Origin of the sequence: Terrimonas ferruginea DSM 30193, from assembly GCF_000425585.1 — a bacterium.
Taxonomy (GTDB): Bacteria; Bacteroidota; Bacteroidia; order Chitinophagales; family Chitinophagaceae; genus Terrimonas; species Terrimonas ferruginea.
Window position 1 is genome coordinate 1 of the sequence record NZ_AUDS01000010.1, and the last position, 14,918, is coordinate 14,918.

Annotated in this window: 15 protein-coding genes; 6 read left to right on the forward strand and 9 right to left on the reverse strand. The window is 48.4% G+C overall.

All coding sequences use genetic code 11. The annotated features are described in order from the left end of the window. The coding region (locus H608_RS21055) for a DUF6443 domain-containing protein (protein ID WP_245565712.1) at window positions 1-1,127 on the reverse strand (1,127 nt) is incomplete at its 3' end. 213 nt (window positions 1,128-1,340) lie between these two features. Next, on the reverse strand, window positions 1,341-3,506 hold the full coding sequence (locus H608_RS0103060) for a S46 family peptidase (RefSeq protein ID WP_028786383.1): 2,166 nt from the start codon (window positions 3,504-3,506) through the stop codon (window positions 1,341-1,343). A gap of 106 nt (window positions 3,507-3,612) precedes the next feature. Between H608_RS0103060 and H608_RS21060 the strand changes: the two genes are divergently transcribed. Beyond that, window positions 3,613-5,835 carry an FUSC family membrane protein gene (locus H608_RS21060; protein WP_038006992.1) on the forward strand — a complete coding sequence of 741 codons (2,223 nt, stop codon included), beginning with the start codon at window positions 3,613-3,615 and terminating at the stop codon, window positions 5,833-5,835. A 155-nt stretch (window positions 5,836-5,990) separates the two neighbouring features. On the opposite strand, the gene obgE is transcribed toward H608_RS21060, so the two are convergent. After that, window positions 5,991-6,992 carry a GTPase ObgE gene (gene obgE, locus H608_RS0103070; protein WP_028786384.1) on the reverse strand — a complete coding sequence of 334 codons (1,002 nt, stop codon included), beginning with the start codon at window positions 6,990-6,992 and terminating at the stop codon, window positions 5,991-5,993. A 392-nt stretch (window positions 6,993-7,384) separates the two neighbouring features. Here obgE and H608_RS23990 point away from each other — a divergent pair, with 392 nt between their 5' ends. Continuing rightward, complete coding sequence (locus H608_RS23990) at window positions 7,385-7,555, forward strand: DUF1328 family protein (RefSeq protein WP_028786386.1); 171 nt, start codon at window positions 7,385-7,387, stop codon at window positions 7,553-7,555. A 262-nt stretch (window positions 7,556-7,817) separates the two neighbouring features. Here H608_RS23990 and H608_RS0103085 read toward each other — a convergent pair whose 3' ends face one another. The 4 genes from H608_RS0103085 to H608_RS0103100 all read right to left on the reverse strand — a co-directional run bounded on the left by H608_RS0103085 (window position 7,818) and on the right by H608_RS0103100 (window position 10,354). Then, on the reverse strand, window positions 7,818-8,162 hold the full coding sequence (locus H608_RS0103085; RefSeq protein WP_155990028.1) for a four-helix bundle copper-binding protein: 345 nt from the start codon (window positions 8,160-8,162) through the stop codon (window positions 7,818-7,820). Beyond that, the gene (locus H608_RS0103090; RefSeq protein ID WP_028786388.1) at window positions 8,143-8,496 is read right to left on the reverse strand and encodes a hypothetical protein; all 354 of its coding nucleotides are present in this window, start codon (window positions 8,494-8,496) and stop codon (window positions 8,143-8,145) included. The genes H608_RS0103085 and H608_RS0103090 overlap by 20 nt, the downstream gene beginning before the upstream one ends. Before the next feature lie 68 nt (window positions 8,497-8,564). Then, entirely contained in the window at window positions 8,565-9,035 is a 471-nt protein-coding gene (locus tag H608_RS0103095; protein ID WP_342664837.1) for a PA2169 family four-helix-bundle protein, read from the reverse strand. Between the two features lie 251 nt (window positions 9,036-9,286). Beyond that, window positions 9,287-10,354: a DNA topoisomerase IB gene (locus H608_RS0103100; protein WP_028786390.1), complete on the reverse strand. Its 1,068-nt coding sequence runs from the start codon at window positions 10,352-10,354 to the stop codon at window positions 9,287-9,289. 169 nt (window positions 10,355-10,523) lie between these two features. Between H608_RS0103100 and H608_RS0103105 the strand changes: the two genes are divergently transcribed. After that, window positions 10,524-10,979 (forward strand): hypothetical protein, encoded by a 456-nt coding sequence (locus H608_RS0103105; protein ID WP_028786391.1) that lies wholly within the window; start codon window positions 10,524-10,526, stop codon window positions 10,977-10,979. Between the two features lie 13 nt (window positions 10,980-10,992). Beyond that, window positions 10,993-11,385 carry a hypothetical protein gene (locus H608_RS0103110; protein ID WP_028786392.1) on the forward strand — a complete coding sequence of 131 codons (393 nt, stop codon included), beginning with the start codon at window positions 10,993-10,995 and terminating at the stop codon, window positions 11,383-11,385. Here the strand turns inward: H608_RS0103110 and H608_RS0103115 are convergent, their stop codons facing one another. Then, on the reverse strand, window positions 11,386-12,588 hold the full coding sequence (locus H608_RS0103115; protein WP_028786393.1) for an NAD(P)/FAD-dependent oxidoreductase: 1,203 nt from the start codon (window positions 12,586-12,588) through the stop codon (window positions 11,386-11,388). A gap of 122 nt (window positions 12,589-12,710) precedes the next feature. Between H608_RS0103115 and H608_RS0103120 the strand changes: the two genes are divergently transcribed. Together H608_RS0103120 and H608_RS0103125 are read left to right on the forward strand one after the other, a co-directional pair. After that, a complete protein-coding gene (locus H608_RS0103120) occupies window positions 12,711-12,887 on the forward strand; it encodes a hypothetical protein (protein WP_155990029.1) in 177 nt (58 codons plus the stop codon). Between the two features lie 71 nt (window positions 12,888-12,958). Further along, entirely contained in the window at window positions 12,959-14,362 is a 1,404-nt protein-coding gene (locus H608_RS0103125; RefSeq protein ID WP_028786395.1) for a sensor histidine kinase, read from the forward strand. 32 nt (window positions 14,363-14,394) lie between these two features. On the opposite strand, the gene H608_RS0103130 is transcribed toward H608_RS0103125, so the two are convergent. Next, entirely contained in the window at window positions 14,395-14,775 is a 381-nt protein-coding gene (locus H608_RS0103130; protein WP_028786396.1) for a response regulator, read from the reverse strand. Between the last annotated feature and the right edge of the window lie 143 nt (window positions 14,776-14,918).

Here is a 14,918-nt window from a genome sequence, read left to right on the forward strand (position 1 = left end):
AAATAATCATACAGCGTCACCAGCCATTGGTTACTGCTTCTCAGGTTGCCGTCCTGCGTCATCACCAATCGATCCTTATTATCGTACACCATGTATACCGGTTTGGCGCCAGGTACCTGCTTGGCGATCATTCTGCCGCGCTCATCATACGCGTAGCGGAAAGCTTGTTCGTTTAAAATCGTTGTTGTTAACGACCAACTGCTACCAGCCAGTGTTTCCACACCAACCGGCTGGATCACACCAGTCAAACGATTATGCTTATCATAAATATAATAAGTACAGAGCCAGCCGGTATGCCCGCTGCCGGTGCCGTTGTCAGCCGTAGCGGTTAACTGCACTTTTTTGAGTGCCACCAGTCCATCTTTATCCTTGTATTCAATCACCTGTTTACCGTGTTCATCGGTCGTGATTGTTTTATAGAGTTCTCCTTCGGGATACGTACCCGGTGTGGTATAATCAGCAAAATCACCGCTCACTGCACCAAGGTTCCAGATACGTACTGCATCCGTAGTTGTATTATGCACATAAGCAGTTTGCACACCTCGCGACGCGCCCACCCAACTATTACCTGCGGACATACCCTTCAGTGGGCGACTCAGCGGTGAGGCTTCAAATTCTGTTTTACCGTAATAATAAGTCTCACCCTGCCCCGCGATCGGATTCAGCGCCGCGTTGCTGCTGCTATAAAAAGCATTTTGTTGTTCAAAGGGGTTACGCTTAAACAGACCATCGGTTACGCTTGCATTGCCATTGGTGGTACTAGCAGGAGCCGGTAGAAACTGGTATTGCTCGCGGCCGAGTTCATCGTACACCACCGTGCTGGTTAAGTCAGTGGCTGTTCCGCCCGTGATCAGGGATCCTTGTTTGATCACCGTCTGCACCGGCCTTCCCACGCCATCCATGTATTGCGTGGCCATGCGTACATCCGTTAATGGCCGTGCAATAAGGTTGTCGGGGTTGGTCTCCGGCCCTGTCGCATCCCAGGTGCGCACCCAGTTGATCTTCGAACCCGCCGGATAGACCGAAGGGGCCTGGGCAAAAGCAGACGATCCCATGAATAATAGTGTAAGGGAAATGTTTACTGCACGATACGGCAGTAAACGCAGCAACAGGTGACGCTTCGGCATACGATGGTGGTTGGTTGGGACTACATGATCAATGATGGGTTCGACCACTGATCATCTTTACTCTTCGATGCGAAAATCGGACTTCTTCATAACATAATCCAGGGAATTCAAAATTATAAGTGCATTAAAGAGTTAATGGCAAATAATTTTCATTTACACAATAAAAAGCGCCGGGACAATGCCCGGCGCCTGCAAAAAACAGCTTTGCTGAAATTATTTTACGAGCTTCAGCTCTTTAATGATATTGTCGGCACCGCCCAATTTATCAATGCACCACAGCACATAGCGGATGTCTACATTGATAGTACGGTTGAGGTCTTTATCGAAAGCCAGTTTGTGGCTGAGCGCTTCGTAGTTGCCGTCGAAAGCCAGGCCGATCAGCTCGCCATTGCCGTTGATTACCGGAGAGCCTGAGTTGCCACCGGTAATATCATTGGAAGTAATGAAGCCGATCACCAGGTCTTTGCGGACAGGATCGATGTACTGACCGAAGTCGCGGTTTTTGAGAAGTTCGATCTGACGCGCAGGAAGATCAAATTCATAATCACCGGCTACATATTTCTCCAATAAACCTTTGGAAGTGGTTACGAAGTCGTAAGAAACGGCATCGCGGGGTTTGTAAGGTTTAACGGCGCCATAGCTAACACGCATGGTGAAAGTGGCATCGGGGTACATCATTTTCGCTTTAGCCGGATCCATTTCCATGATACCTTTCAGATACAGGCGGCCGTATTCAGCATTTTTGGCATTGAACTGCTGGAACATCGGCGCGTATTTGGTAGCATAGTTGGTGTAGAAAGTGCTTGCATGGTAAAATGCGGGATCGCCTTGCAGTACGGTAGCGTCGGGCTTTGCAATGAAAGCATTCCACTTGGCATCGTCGAAGATGATCGTATTCTTGAAAATATTCTCCGCATATTTTTTCCAGGTAGCATCGTCGGCCAGATCGCCGTAGGCATTTTTGATGGTGCTGAAAAATCCTACAGGCTGCTGGTCTTTATCAACATCTTCATAGAACATGCGTGTGACAGCCGCAACGATTTTTTCATCGGAAGGTCTGTTTTCCTCTTTGATAAATTCTTTACGCGCTGCGTCTGCCGCGTCGAGTGCTTTGCGCAGGTCGGCTTCCTTGCTGCCGGTTTGCACCAGCAGTTTCTCTACCTGGATCAGCGAAGAGGCAAAAGCGATCAGTGGTGAACCGAAAACGCCTTCGTTGATGTAAACACGGTGCTTGGCATATTTGCGCCATGCATCGTAAGCATCGCTCCATTCGGCAAAAATACCCTGGTATTCAGGCTTGCCATCAGCCCATTTGATGAATTTTTCTTCTGCTTTCTTTTTCTGACCATAGATGTCATACTTCAGCAGTTGCTTGGTTTCGCCATCGAAAAATTTCCAGTAGTTGGCGATGCCTGCGTAAGAAGAAGCGAGCTGCAGTTTAACAGCCGGGTCTTTTTTCATTTCCTCAAACATGTATTTGAGGCGTACGTCGCGCAGTTTTACCAATGTCGGGTTATTGATATCGGTAGCGAGTTTGATACCGTAAGAGCTTTCATAACGGTTGGTGCCGCCGGGGTATCCCCAGATCATGGCGAAATCATTTTCCTTTACACCTTTCAGTGATACGGGCAGGTACCATTTTGGTTTCAGGGGTTTGTTGTCGGCCGCGAATTTAGCAGGCTGACCGCTTGCATCGGCGTATACACGGAAAACGGAGAAGTCGCCGGTGTGACGGGGCCATTCCCAGTTGTCGGAGTCGCCACCGAATTTACCTACGCTTTCAGGAGGTGTGCCTACAAGACGCACATCGCTGTAACGCTGGTATACGAATGCCAGGAACTGGTTGCCTTTGAAAAGCGGGCTCACGCGCGTTTCGATGCTTTTGGTGGGGTCGCTGAGGCGCTTGTTGATAGCGGCCAGTACGGCAGACTGCTTTTGCAGACGCTCGGCACCGCTGAGTCCCTTCAGTGAGTCGAGCACTTCCTTAGAAACATCGTCGATGCGGAGAAGGAATTGTACAGACAGGGCTGTTTTTAATTCTTCCGCCTTGCTGCGGGCATAGAAGCCATCGCGGAGATAGTTGTGATCAACGGTGCTGGCGGTAGCGATAGCATCGTAACCACAGTGGTGGTTGGTGAAGATCAGGCCTTCGGCACTTACGATCTCGCCGGTACAGCCGCCGCCGAAAATGATGATCGCATCTTTCAGCGAAGACTTGTTGATGCTGTATAACTGTTCATTGGTAAGCTTGAGTCCTTTTTTCACCATGTCATTGTAGACCTGCTGGCCCAGCAACATGGGAAGCCACATGCCTTCGTCGGCAGCAGCGCGGAAAAAAAGAACCAACGATAAGACAATCGTTATGCAAAATTTTTTCATCTGCGTATATTTAGTTAAGAATTGAAGGGGCAAACCTACTAAAAAAGAACTGATGCCGATACGGTAAAACCACCTCCAGGCAAATCGATTCGTACTTTTGTGACCAATGGATTATTTTAAGGAATACCGGAGTTTTGTCAGCAGCTACTATTTTGCGGAGGGACTTCGTATTACAGCTGGTGTTACGCTGCCGGCGGTGATCCTTAGCTATTTCAACCTGCTCGACGTGGGGTTGGTGGCGTCATTAGGCGCCATTTGCGTAAGCGCGTCCGACATTCCGGGTCCCATCCTTCACCGCCGCAACGGCATGCAGGCCTGCGTCATTCTCATCTTTTTTGTGGCCCTGCTGACGGGATTTGTGTCGGCGCAACCGGTGGCTTTGGCGGTTTTTATCGCTATTTCCTGCTTTATATTCAGCATGATCGGCGTATATGGAGGCCGCGTAAATGCCGTGGGACTGGCGGCCTTGCTGGTCATGGTCCTCAGTATTCACCAGGTGCATACCGGCTGGGACGTGGTGCGCAATGCGCTGTATGTTTCCGCCGGCGGGCTCTGGTATATGTTGCTCAGCCTCGCTTTGTACAGTTTCCGGCCATACCGGCTGGTGCAGCAGGCTTTGGGCGAAAGTATCATGGCCATTGCTGAATATCTCCGCACGCGTGCCCTGTTCTATAATAAGGATGTAAACTACGATAAGGTATACCGGCAGGTAATGGAAGAACAGGTGAGTGTGCAGCAAAAACAACTGCTGCTCCGCGATTTGCTGTTCAAAAGCCGGCATATTGTAAAAGAATCAACGGTAACCGGGCGTACGCTGCTGATGATCTTTACCGATACGGTGGATCTTTTTGAAAAAACAACGACCTCTTTTTATGCTTACGAAACGCTTCACCGCGAGTTCGACAACACGGATATTCTTCAGCATTACCAGGAAACGATCATGAAGATTGCGGACGAGCTGGACGAAATCGGGCTCTCCGTGCAGTGGGGACGCCAATCGCCGGAGCCGGTAAGTCTGCAAAAAAACATACAGGCATTGCAGGAATATTTCAATGAATTCAGGAATACCCACCGCACTCCCGGCAACCTGGAAGCATTGATCAGCTTGCGAAAGATCCTGCAGTCGCTGGAAGATATTTCCGTGCGACTCTATACGTTGCATCACTATACCGGCTACGACCGCAAACGCGCGGGAGAATATAAGCTGAGCGATGACTATGAGCAATTCGTAACACCTACCGACCTTGACTGGCGGTTGTTAAAAGACAACCTCACGCTTCGGTCCAATACGTTCCGTCATGCACTGCGGGTAAGCATCGCCACTACTGCAGGATATATCCTGTCGCACCTGCTGGCATTCGGACACAGTTACTGGATACTGCTTACCATCATCGTTATCTTGAAACCTGCCTACAGCCTGAGCCGCGAGCGCAACTACCAGCGTTTTCTCGGAACAGTATTGGGCGCGTTGATAGGATTATTAATCATCTGGACGGTCGAAGGCCGCACAGTGTTGTTTATATTGATGTTGGTCCTGATGACGGGTGCGTATAGCTTTATGCGTACGCGTTACCTGGTGAGTGTGGTGTTGATGACGCCTTATATTCTCATCATGTTTCACCTGCTCGATTCCGGAGAATTTACCCAAATCCTGCGCGACCGGCTGATCGATACAGGTATTGGTTCCGTGATTGCTTTCCTGGCCACCTTCCTGCTGGTGCCGGCCTGGGAAAAGGAGCAGATGAAAGGGTATATGACCGAAGCGCTGACCGAAAGCATTGCCTACTACCGGAATGTGTCTGCCGCTTTTACGGGAGTAACGGTGACCGAAACGGCCTATAAGCTCAGCCGCAAAAATGCCTTTGTGGCACTGGCGAACCTGTCCGGTGCTTTTTCGCGGATGCTGCTCGAGCCGCGGAGCAAACAAACCAACAGCCGCATTGTGCATCAGTTTGTGGTGATGAGTTATATGCTGAACTCGCACATTGCCACGCTTTCTTATTTTGCCAAACCCCTTGGCGCCAAATACCGCTCCGATGAATTTGTGCCGGTGGTGGAAGATACCATCGAAGAACTCGAAGCCATCCGGGCATTGGTCAACGGTCCTGCGGCCGACGTGCAGGACGACGATAATCCCGAAGCTGTATTGCAACAGCAAATGGCTGAGCTCATGGATAAGCGCCGTACGGAATTGCAGCAGGGCTTAATGGAAACCGAAACACGTGTGCGTTTGTCGGAGTTGAAACCCATCGTGGATCAGTTTCTTTTTATATCACGTATTGCAGGGGATATGAAGAAGGTGGTGCTGGAGAGCAATGCAAAAGAGTGAATCGTCAATGGTGAATCGTCAATAAACAATCCCGGCCATAGGCCGGGATTGTTTTCAATAAGTCAATAGTGAACTGGAATTTTTTCCGTTAAAAATGCAAAGAATCTTTAACCTATCACTTATTACTTAATACTTACTACTTATTACCGGCTGTTTTACTCCCTCGTTGTGTTCAGCTCCTTCCACAGGAGGTCTTTTAATTCTGTCAATCCTTTTTGGGCTACGGCTGAAATGAAGAGATGCGGGTATTCCTTTGGTAATTCGTTGCTGATGGCGTCCATCAATTCCTGGTCCAGCAGATCGCTCTTGCTGATGGCAATGATGAACTGCTTATGCATGAGATCTGAATTGTATTGTTCCAGCTCATTGACCAATATATCGAATTCGCGGCGGTGGTTATCGCTGTCGGCGGGAATAAGAAACAGCAATATAGGGTTGCGTTCGATATGGCGCAGGAAGCGGTGTCCCAATCCTTTTCCTTCGGCGGCTCCTTCAATGATGCCGGGTAAGTCGGCAATACAGAAACTTTTTCCGTCGCGGTACTCTACGATGCCGAGGTTGGGAGTGATGGTGGTAAATGCGTAATCCGCGATTTTGGGTTTGGCGGCAGTGATTACGGAGAGCAGGGTTGATTTGCCGGCGTTGGGGAAGCCAACGAGACCTACATCGGCCAATACTTTCAGTTCCAGCACTTTCCAGGCTTCTTCGCCGGGCAGTCCGGGTTGTGCATGTTCAGGTGCCTGGTTGGTGGGAGTGGCAAAATGGGAGTTACCGAGACCGCCCTTGCCACCGGGCATCCAGATCACTTCCTGGCCATCCTCCAGGATTTCTATCTCCTGTTTACCGGTTTCTTCGTCGCGGGCGACGGTGCCGAGGGGCACTTCGAGGATAATATCTTTTCCGAAGCGGCCGGTTTTATTGTTGCCGCTTCCGGACTCGCCGTTTTCGGCCAATACGTTTTTGAAATAGCGGAGGTGAAGGAGTGTCCAGAGGTTACGGTTGCCACGCAGGATGATATGTCCGCCGCGACCGCCGTCGCCACCGTCGGGGCCACCGAGGGCGGTGAATTTGTTACGCATAAAGTGACGGCTGCCGGCGCCACCGTGGCCGCTACGGCAAAAAATCCTGATCTGATCTACAAAGTTGCTCTTTTCCAAAATATATCAATTGTGCTGCAAATATACCGCACTCCGGAGAACCGGCTTGCGCTGGTGACAAAGTGAGGATTTTTAAATGGGGTAAAATGGAAAAAAAATCCACATCCGGACCCGAATTGCGGTCAAATACGGCGAAAAAGGGCGCGGCATGGAATTTTCAATAGAATAAATCTAATCACACGTAGTTATGAAAGCTGAGCAAACCATACAGGAAACAAGCCGCCCCCACCTTACCGTTGTAAAAGGTCCTTTAATGCAGCCCGAAGGGAAGCCGGAAGGATCACAACAGAGAGATCAGGGCAAAGTAGCTCCTAAAATGCTCATGCCGGAACAACCCAGCGGGTATATCCGGTGCAAGAAACACGATTGTTTATAACCTTAAATTATTTGTTATGTTACGCTGGACTGTCACCTTTCTGATCATTGCGATCATTGCTGCAGTATTTGGATTTGGCGGTATCGCTGCAGGTGCCGCGCAGATTGCCAAAATACTCTTCTTTATCTTCCTGGTTCTTTTTCTGTTGTCTCTCATTTTCGGCCGTTCGGCCAAAAGCGGGATTTAAAACTTTTTCTAAGGTCAGGAATGGTTAAGAAAAGACCGGACATCTCAGGGTGGCCGGTCTTCTTTTTTCAATACGTGAATGGTGAATGGTGAATAGTCAATGGTGAATAGTCAATGGTGAATGGTCAATAGTCAATGGTGGATAGTCAATGAATTTACTATACGCATAAAAAAATCCGCATCAGCGGATTATAAAGTCAAAATTCAAAAGTGCATCTATCAAAAAGCTATACTTTTTTGACTTTTGAATTTTTAATTTTGACTTAATTCAGCGAGAACCTTGTCAATTCGCGGAGGCTGTCCCCACACACTTCACATACATCAGCACAAAGCCCGAGATCTTCATCATCTGTATACTTACCGCACTCCTGTGCGCACTGACGGCAGTGGATCATACAATCCCATACCATATTGCCCATGTCTTCCATATCACACTCAGCCACCAGCTTTGAAACCAGTGCAAAGCAGGAGCGGGCACAGGCTGTGCATTCGCTGATCAGGTCGTAACGGGGGTGCTTGCTTGTTTCTTCTGCATGTACGCAGGTTTCACAAAGCAACCAGGTCTTCATACAAATCTTGATGAAGAGTTCAGTCTTTTGCTGCGTCATTGTGTACAGGTTTTTTGGTAACAGCTTCTACCTCCTTCATGAATTTATCTACGTTGGCGTCTGCATAGGGGCCATAGGCGTCAACAAGTGTTCCTTTACGGCCGTCGTTTGTTTCGATGGCGTAGAGGATGGAGTTATCGCTTGGATCGCTGGCACCTTCGAACCGGTAAAAGTTGGTGATGTTAACATCTGTGGGACCGTATGTTTTTTGATCGGTTGCAGATACGAGTCCTTCTTCAGAGGCGTTGAAGTTTTCTGTGAAACCATCCACTACCAGCTTGTTAACGCAGGAGGTGAGGGTTTTCATTTCCTCGGTGGTTGAATTTTTTTCCATAACAAGAAGATTTAAGCTGGTTGTTTTAAAAAGATCCGGGTATTTACGGATACCCGGACCGGTATTTTTTAGGCAGGCTGACTATCACGCATCGCTTTGATCTGATCGTGAGATTTTTTCAAACTGGTTTTCTGATCCATGATTACCTGGCGGAGTTCCGCTGGTAATTCTGCATCGCTGGCGAGTGCAGAATCATAAGCTTTTTGCGCGGCATCCTCGCCGAATTCGCAGGAGGCCAGGATTGCTTTACGGTCACTGCCGGAGAAAGTTGCTTTTACATCCATCCATGCGCGGTAAATTTTGCCGCTTACGGTGGTACCGTCTGCAGGTTCTGCACCGGCGCCCGCTACATGTTTGGTCAACTCGTTTACATACTTACGGCTTTCGGAAGCCATGGCGCTGAACAAAGCGCGCAGATCGGCATCTTTTGAATCGGTTTCTTTCTCAGCTCTTTCATATCCCTCAATTCTGTCGTTATTGATACGGATGAGATCATTGAGTGCTTCTGTTGTTTTTTCATTGATAAGCATAACATTCATTTTTTGTGGTTTAAAAATCACTCCCGTAAACACCGGGAGCAATAATTTCTACACCTGGACCTATTTACCGGAATATTCACGGCCCGGCATTCTGTTGAAAAGATATAGTGCAGTGTTTTTCAATGCACCATACTCTTAGTAAGAAAAAAACCATACCAAGAAACGGGATGGTTGAAAGGCGGGCGGTAATTTTTTTGAGCGAGAAGAATGAGCAGTCACTTAAAAGCTGACAGCCATACTAAAGCGAGGAACTAACAGCAGCATTGCAAAATCTGCAACAGCAATTTTTCCTGCCGGCCCAGCCCGGATGGTGCTTTTAATTTCCCCGATTCCAGGCAGCCTGAAAGTTTTCCCTCTTCGTACATCCGCACAAGCCCGGGGTGCACGTAATATTTTTTACAAACGCTCCGCGTATTGCCCAGTTTTTTACTCACTGTGTCAAAAACTTCCACCAATACTTTTTTTCTGCCCGTCACATGCTGGTCTTCAGGCTGGGAAAGCAGACAGGACAAGGCATGCAAGGAGCCGGCCCAGGTCCGGAAATCCTTGGCGCTGAAATCATTTCCGGTGGCTTCGCGGATGTATGCATTGATCATCCCTGAATCCACACTTCTGCGGCGGCCCTGCTCGTCATAATATTGAAATAATTCTTTTCCCGGAATATCACGGCATTGTTTCACCAGCCGGGCGAGGCGTGGATGACGCAGGGTTATTTCCTGCAACACGCCTTTTTTTCCTTTGAAACAAAAACGAATCGTGTCTTTTTTTACTTCCACGTGTTTGTCTTTGAGCGTGGTGAGTCCGTAGGAACCGTAACGTTTTTCGTAGTCGCTGTTACCGACACGTATATAAGTATGCTGCATCAGTTCAATCACGGTGGCCATCACGTGTGCGGCGCTAAGGGAGGGTTCGGCCATGTCGCGCCTGATGGCGCGGCGGAGTTTGGGGAGTGCTTTACCGAATTCGAGGAGGCGATGGAACTTGGTTTCATTTCTCAGGGCATTCCATCCTTCGTGATAGCGGTATTGTTTGCGTCCGTTGAGGTCGTTGCCGGTAGCCTGGATATGTCCGCGTGCGTGCGGGCAAATCCATACCTGCGACCAGGAGGGCGGAATGGCCAGCCGGCGGATCCGGTCGAGTTGCGCTTCGTTTGTAATATGTTTCCCACGATAGGTGTATCTGTAGCCTTTCCCTTTTTTCTGACGTACGATACCTTGCTGGTCAGCCGAAACATATAGTAAATGTGCCATGCGTGCGGCCTTGCGGTAATCGCGGTCGATCGCGCGGTGTTCGTGGTGTGTCAAAATCTTCTGCGCCATTTATTCCGTTTATGTGTATATATAAGAAAGGAGTGCCAGAAATTTCACGTGTATACACCGGCACGTTTGTGGAAAAACTTACGCAGTGAGGAAACGCAATGGCCTTCATTTTCCGTGTGATATTACTTGGTCCCACATTTGTTTTTATAAATACCATAAACCACCCCATATGACCGACGCTAATTTGCAGTTCATCCGCGAGAAAATCTATTCCGTTCGTACTGCCCTGATGTACAGCCTGAGCGAAGAACAGATCCGGTTGCCCAATAGTGTGGTGCAGGCGGAGAAAGTAGACGACAGTGGCGACCTGTGGTTCGAATGTCAACGACCATCGGTTTTTCCGGGACATTACAGCGAGGCTTTTCCGGCCAGACTGGTTTTTTACCGGAAAGGCAGCTCTTTTCATCTCGAAGTAAGCGGAAAGGCATACGTGGACAACCAGGAAGAAGATTATGGTCCGCTGCGTATAAGAATGCATATAACCAATGCATCCTATACGTTGTCGAGAAGCCACAACCGTAAATCAGGCATACAGGATTTGTTTCGCCGTATGGGACAATGGATCGGGAGGCAGCGTCAGCGCCGCGTAATTGTGGCAGGCCTGCAGCCAATTGAGCACTCTTAAAAAAAAGACCGTCATGAGCACAACCTTGAATTACATCAAAAGAAAAGTTACCAGCATACGTTTCGCCATCCTGCGTTGCCGTAATGAGCAAACCAATAAATCATGGCAGATCAAAGTGGATCCTGCAGGCAATGAAAACCTGGAATGCGTGTTGGACACGGATGTGGCACTGGAGGACGTGCTGGATCAGAACGTCAATATCGTTCAAAAGGACAAGGATAATTATCTCTATATCACAGGCCGTGTTGTACCCAAAGAGAGCGGCGACCGCCGTACGTTTTCTATTTCCATCCTTAAAGCCTGCTGGTTTATCCGCAAAAGCCGCGGACACGTATCCTGGCTACAGGAAAAATATGTGTATGAAAATTTTCTTTCCGAAGACATAGAAATGGAAATGGCTTCCTGATCAGCGGTCAAAGGAAAAAATAGCTTCGTCTTTATTTTTTACCCCGGTCAATTTATCACGGATCATATCGGCAGCAAGTACGCTGAACGTGATCCCGTTTCCCCCAAAGCCTAAGGCAAAAGAAGTGTGTGGCCGCTGGCGTACACTGCCGATATAAGGCAACCCATCCTTCGTACTTGCAAAGTTCCCCACCCATTTAAAATCTGTTTTGAGGTTGAGATCCGGAAACAGGGAAGCGAATGAAGCTTCCAATGCTTTCACTTTCGTATTGAGCGCCCGGTCGCGGCGTGCAGGATTGGTAAAAGGACTGTCTTTTCCTCCTACGATAATGCGGTTGTCGGTAGTAGTTCGCATATACAGGTAGGGCGTCGCCGTTTCCCATATCAGCGCATTGCGATGCCAGAAGTCAGCAGTACGGAAAGGTTCACTGGCCAAGGCAAATGTGGAATGTAGTTGCTGCACCGTAAACGGAAGATATTGTTCCGATTCATAGCCACATGCAATCACCAGGTGTCGGGCTTTGACGCGGAAATTTTCACTGGTTTTCAGTTCTACGCCACGTGTTTCGTGACGAATATGTGTGATGGCGGTATTGTCATACACACGGCCCCCCATGGTGATGAATTTTTTAAAAATGGCGTGGGTGATACGGTAGGCATCGGCTTCCGCACCTTCGCGCGATAAAAGCCCGGCAGGTTTATCAAAGCCGAACAACCGCTTAACATCGGAAGAATCGAGCCATTGGAGCTCAATGCCTGCTTGTTGCCGCAGGGAAAATTCTTTTTCCAGATCCTTTACATGCGATTGGAACGACGCATACTGAAGACTGGGGCGGTAACGAAACACGCCCGGCTCTTCCAATTGGCCGCATATTTCTTTAAGCCGGTGAATGGCATCGCGGCAAAGAAGGTAGCTGCGTGTGGCGTTTTTTTCTCCAACCATTCCACATAGTTTGTGCAATGGGGTATCGATTTCATACTGTAGCAAAGCCGTACTGGCGGCCGTACTTCCGGTAGCGGTATGTCTTCTGTCGAACACGACCGTTGTTAATCCTGCCTGCTGCAGTTGCCAGGCTACCAAAGCGCCGCTTATTCCGCCGCCCATAATAGCCACGTCTGCACGGATGTCTTTGTCCAAGGAGGGATAACTGCGGATAATACCATGACGCAGCAGCCAGTAAGGCGAAGGAGAGCGAAGATTCATATTGGTGGAACTTGATGAAAGATGCGGTCTAAGGTGTTCTAAAATAATGCCATCTGTACGTATATGCTAATAAGTGACGCATGGCATCATTTTTTCATAAACAAGAGCAAAGAATGATAACCATGAAAAAAGCACTCTATATATCCTCTTTATTGTTCCTGGCCGCCTGGGTGGCCTGCTGTTTTGTATTCAAATGGGGAATGCCGGGTTATATTTTCCTCCTGGTGTCGGCATTGCTGGCTGTGCAGGGGGTGTTGTTATGCCCAAAGACAGTGATCAACAAGGAATCCATTTCATAAAAATAAAGCTACCGGGGATGTGGGAGGTTGGTTATCTTTGAGCAACCACCACCGCAAACTCTAAAACCTACATGCCACTTTCAAGAATTAAAATCAGATGGGGCTACCTGATTGCATTTGTATTGATGCTGGTATCCTATTATTTGATCTTTTTCATCATTCAAAAATTGGCGGGCGAAACCGGTAAAATGAGTGAGTCGTTCGGCCTGGTCCGGAACCTCGATCTCATCAAATCGGAACTCATCGATGCTGAAACGGGCGTACGTGGGTATATGCTTACGAAAGAAGAACCCTTTCTCGAACCATGGAAGGCCAGTTCAAAACGCGTGATGCCGATCTATGATAGTCTGGAGCGTGTGGCGGAAAGATCGGGAAGAGACTACATCCCCCAACTTTTATTACTCAAAAACCTGCTCGACCGGCGGCTGCACTCGCTTGACCGGGCGCTGCAAAATTTCCGTGAAAACGGGCAGGTGCTTACGCCCCAGATTTTAGCTGCACGCGAGAGTAATAAAATCCAGACTGATAGTATCCGTTTACTGATCGCACAGATGCAGGGGCATGAAATTCATCTGATGTCGGAACAGGAGACAAAATTGAAAGGATTCTTTGGAAGTACCTGGCTGATCACTACCACTTCGCTGGCGATTGCCATTATCACGATCATTTCCTCCATACTCATTTATAACCGGGAAAGCAAAGCGCGTCTCAAGGCCGTAAGGGATTCGAGGGATTACAGTCTGCAGCTCGAACAACGGATCAATGAACTTAACCGTGTAAATAAAGAACTGGAGGAGTTGAAAAGCGTGGAGAAATTTACGGCAACCGGACGTATTGCGCGTACGATCGCGCATGAGGTGCGGAACCCGCTTACTAATATCTCGCTGGCCTCCGAGCAACTGAAAGAACTTACCGGAACCGAATCGGAAGCGATGCTGCTGCACGATATGATCAGCCGTAACGCCACGCGCATTAATCAACTGGTGTCAGACCTGCTCAACTCTACGCGTTTCGCACAACTGGAATACTCATCAGTACCCGTAACGGAAATACTGGAAGAAACGCTCGAGATGGCCGCCGACCGCATTGAGCTGAGCCAGGTGAGCGTGGAAAGGAATTTCGAAAGTAACTGTGATGTATGGGTAGACCGTGAAAAGATAAAACTGGCTTTTTTGAATATCATCCTGAATGCGCTGGAGGCAATGGAAAAGGGAAAAGGCGTACTTCAAATCTCTACCCGCGGGCAATATAACCGGTGCATGGTGGAGATCCGCGACAATGGGGTGGGGATGGATGAGGAAACACTGATGAAACTGTACGAGCCTTACTTTACCGGCAAACCCAAAGGCAATGGCCTCGGTCTCACCAATACGCAGAATATCATCCTTAACCACAAGGGGAGCATTCATGTCAGAAGTACCGTAGGTAATGGTACTACCTTCACAATCACACTTTTACAGGAGGCGCAAAGCTAAAAAACGGGGAAAAAAATCCTCAGAATGAGGAGTCAGGACAGGATCTTGTCCACGATTTGCAAAATAATTTCGCGGGTAAAAGGTTTACCGATAAAAAAATCGGCGCCATTGTGATAAGCTTTTTCACGATCGGCCGCCGTATCATGTGCGGTGACCATGATCACCCGTGAAGAGGGGTGCTGTTTTTTGATCTGCTGGATGTATTCGATTCCCATACCATCGGAAAGATGGTTGTCTAAAAAGATAACTGATGGAGAATCACGTTTCTGCAGGCGGTCGCGCGCCTCTGTAAGGCTGGTGACGTACTCTGCATCCACTTCACGGTGACGCAAAATACCTTTCAGCAGGTAACAGATGTCAACTTCATCATCAATGATCAGCGCCGTAGGTTTATGTCGGGTTGTCTCTCCCATTAGTATTGATCCATCTTCGGGGCTCACAGTATCATCTTCACACATAAAAAAATTATTACTCTTCCTATCTGTCAATTTTAACGCCAAATATAAATTTGCGTTTTAAAGTTTTATAACCGATTAACTCCGGCATGATTTGAGCA

Bases quoted from the DNA above. Each gene is read 5' to 3' on its own strand.
- H608_RS0103060 (WP_028786383.1), bottom strand. From the start codon at position 3,506: ATGAAAAAATTTTGCATAACGATTGTCTTATCGTTGGTTCTTTTTTTC.
- H608_RS21060 (WP_038006992.1), top strand. From the start codon at position 3,613: ATGGATTATTTTAAGGAATACCGGAGTTTTGTCAGCAGCTACTATTTT.
- H608_RS23990 (WP_028786386.1), top strand. From the start codon at position 7,385: ATGTTACGCTGGACTGTCACCTTTCTGATCATTGCGATCATTGCTGCA.
- H608_RS0103085 (WP_155990028.1), bottom strand. From the start codon at position 8,162: ATGACGCAGCAAAAGACTGAACTCTTCATCAAGATTTGTATGAAGACC.
- H608_RS0103090 (WP_028786388.1), bottom strand. From the start codon at position 8,496: ATGGAAAAAAATTCAACCACCGAGGAAATGAAAACCCTCACCTCCTGC.
- H608_RS0103095 (WP_342664837.1), bottom strand. From the start codon at position 9,035: ATGAATGTTATGCTTATCAATGAAAAAACAACAGAAGCACTCAATGAT.
- H608_RS0103100 (WP_028786390.1), bottom strand. From the start codon at position 10,354: ATGGCGCAGAAGATTTTGACACACCACGAACACCGCGCGATCGACCGC.
- H608_RS0103105 (WP_028786391.1), top strand. From the start codon at position 10,524: ATGACCGACGCTAATTTGCAGTTCATCCGCGAGAAAATCTATTCCGTT.
- H608_RS0103110 (WP_028786392.1), top strand. From the start codon at position 10,993: ATGAGCACAACCTTGAATTACATCAAAAGAAAAGTTACCAGCATACGT.
- H608_RS0103115 (WP_028786393.1), bottom strand. From the start codon at position 12,588: ATGAATCTTCGCTCTCCTTCGCCTTACTGGCTGCTGCGTCATGGTATT.
- H608_RS0103120 (WP_155990029.1), top strand. From the start codon at position 12,711: ATGAAAAAAGCACTCTATATATCCTCTTTATTGTTCCTGGCCGCCTGG.
- H608_RS0103125 (WP_028786395.1), top strand. From the start codon at position 12,959: ATGCCACTTTCAAGAATTAAAATCAGATGGGGCTACCTGATTGCATTT.
- H608_RS0103130 (WP_028786396.1), bottom strand. From the start codon at position 14,775: ATGGGAGAGACAACCCGACATAAACCTACGGCGCTGATCATTGATGAT.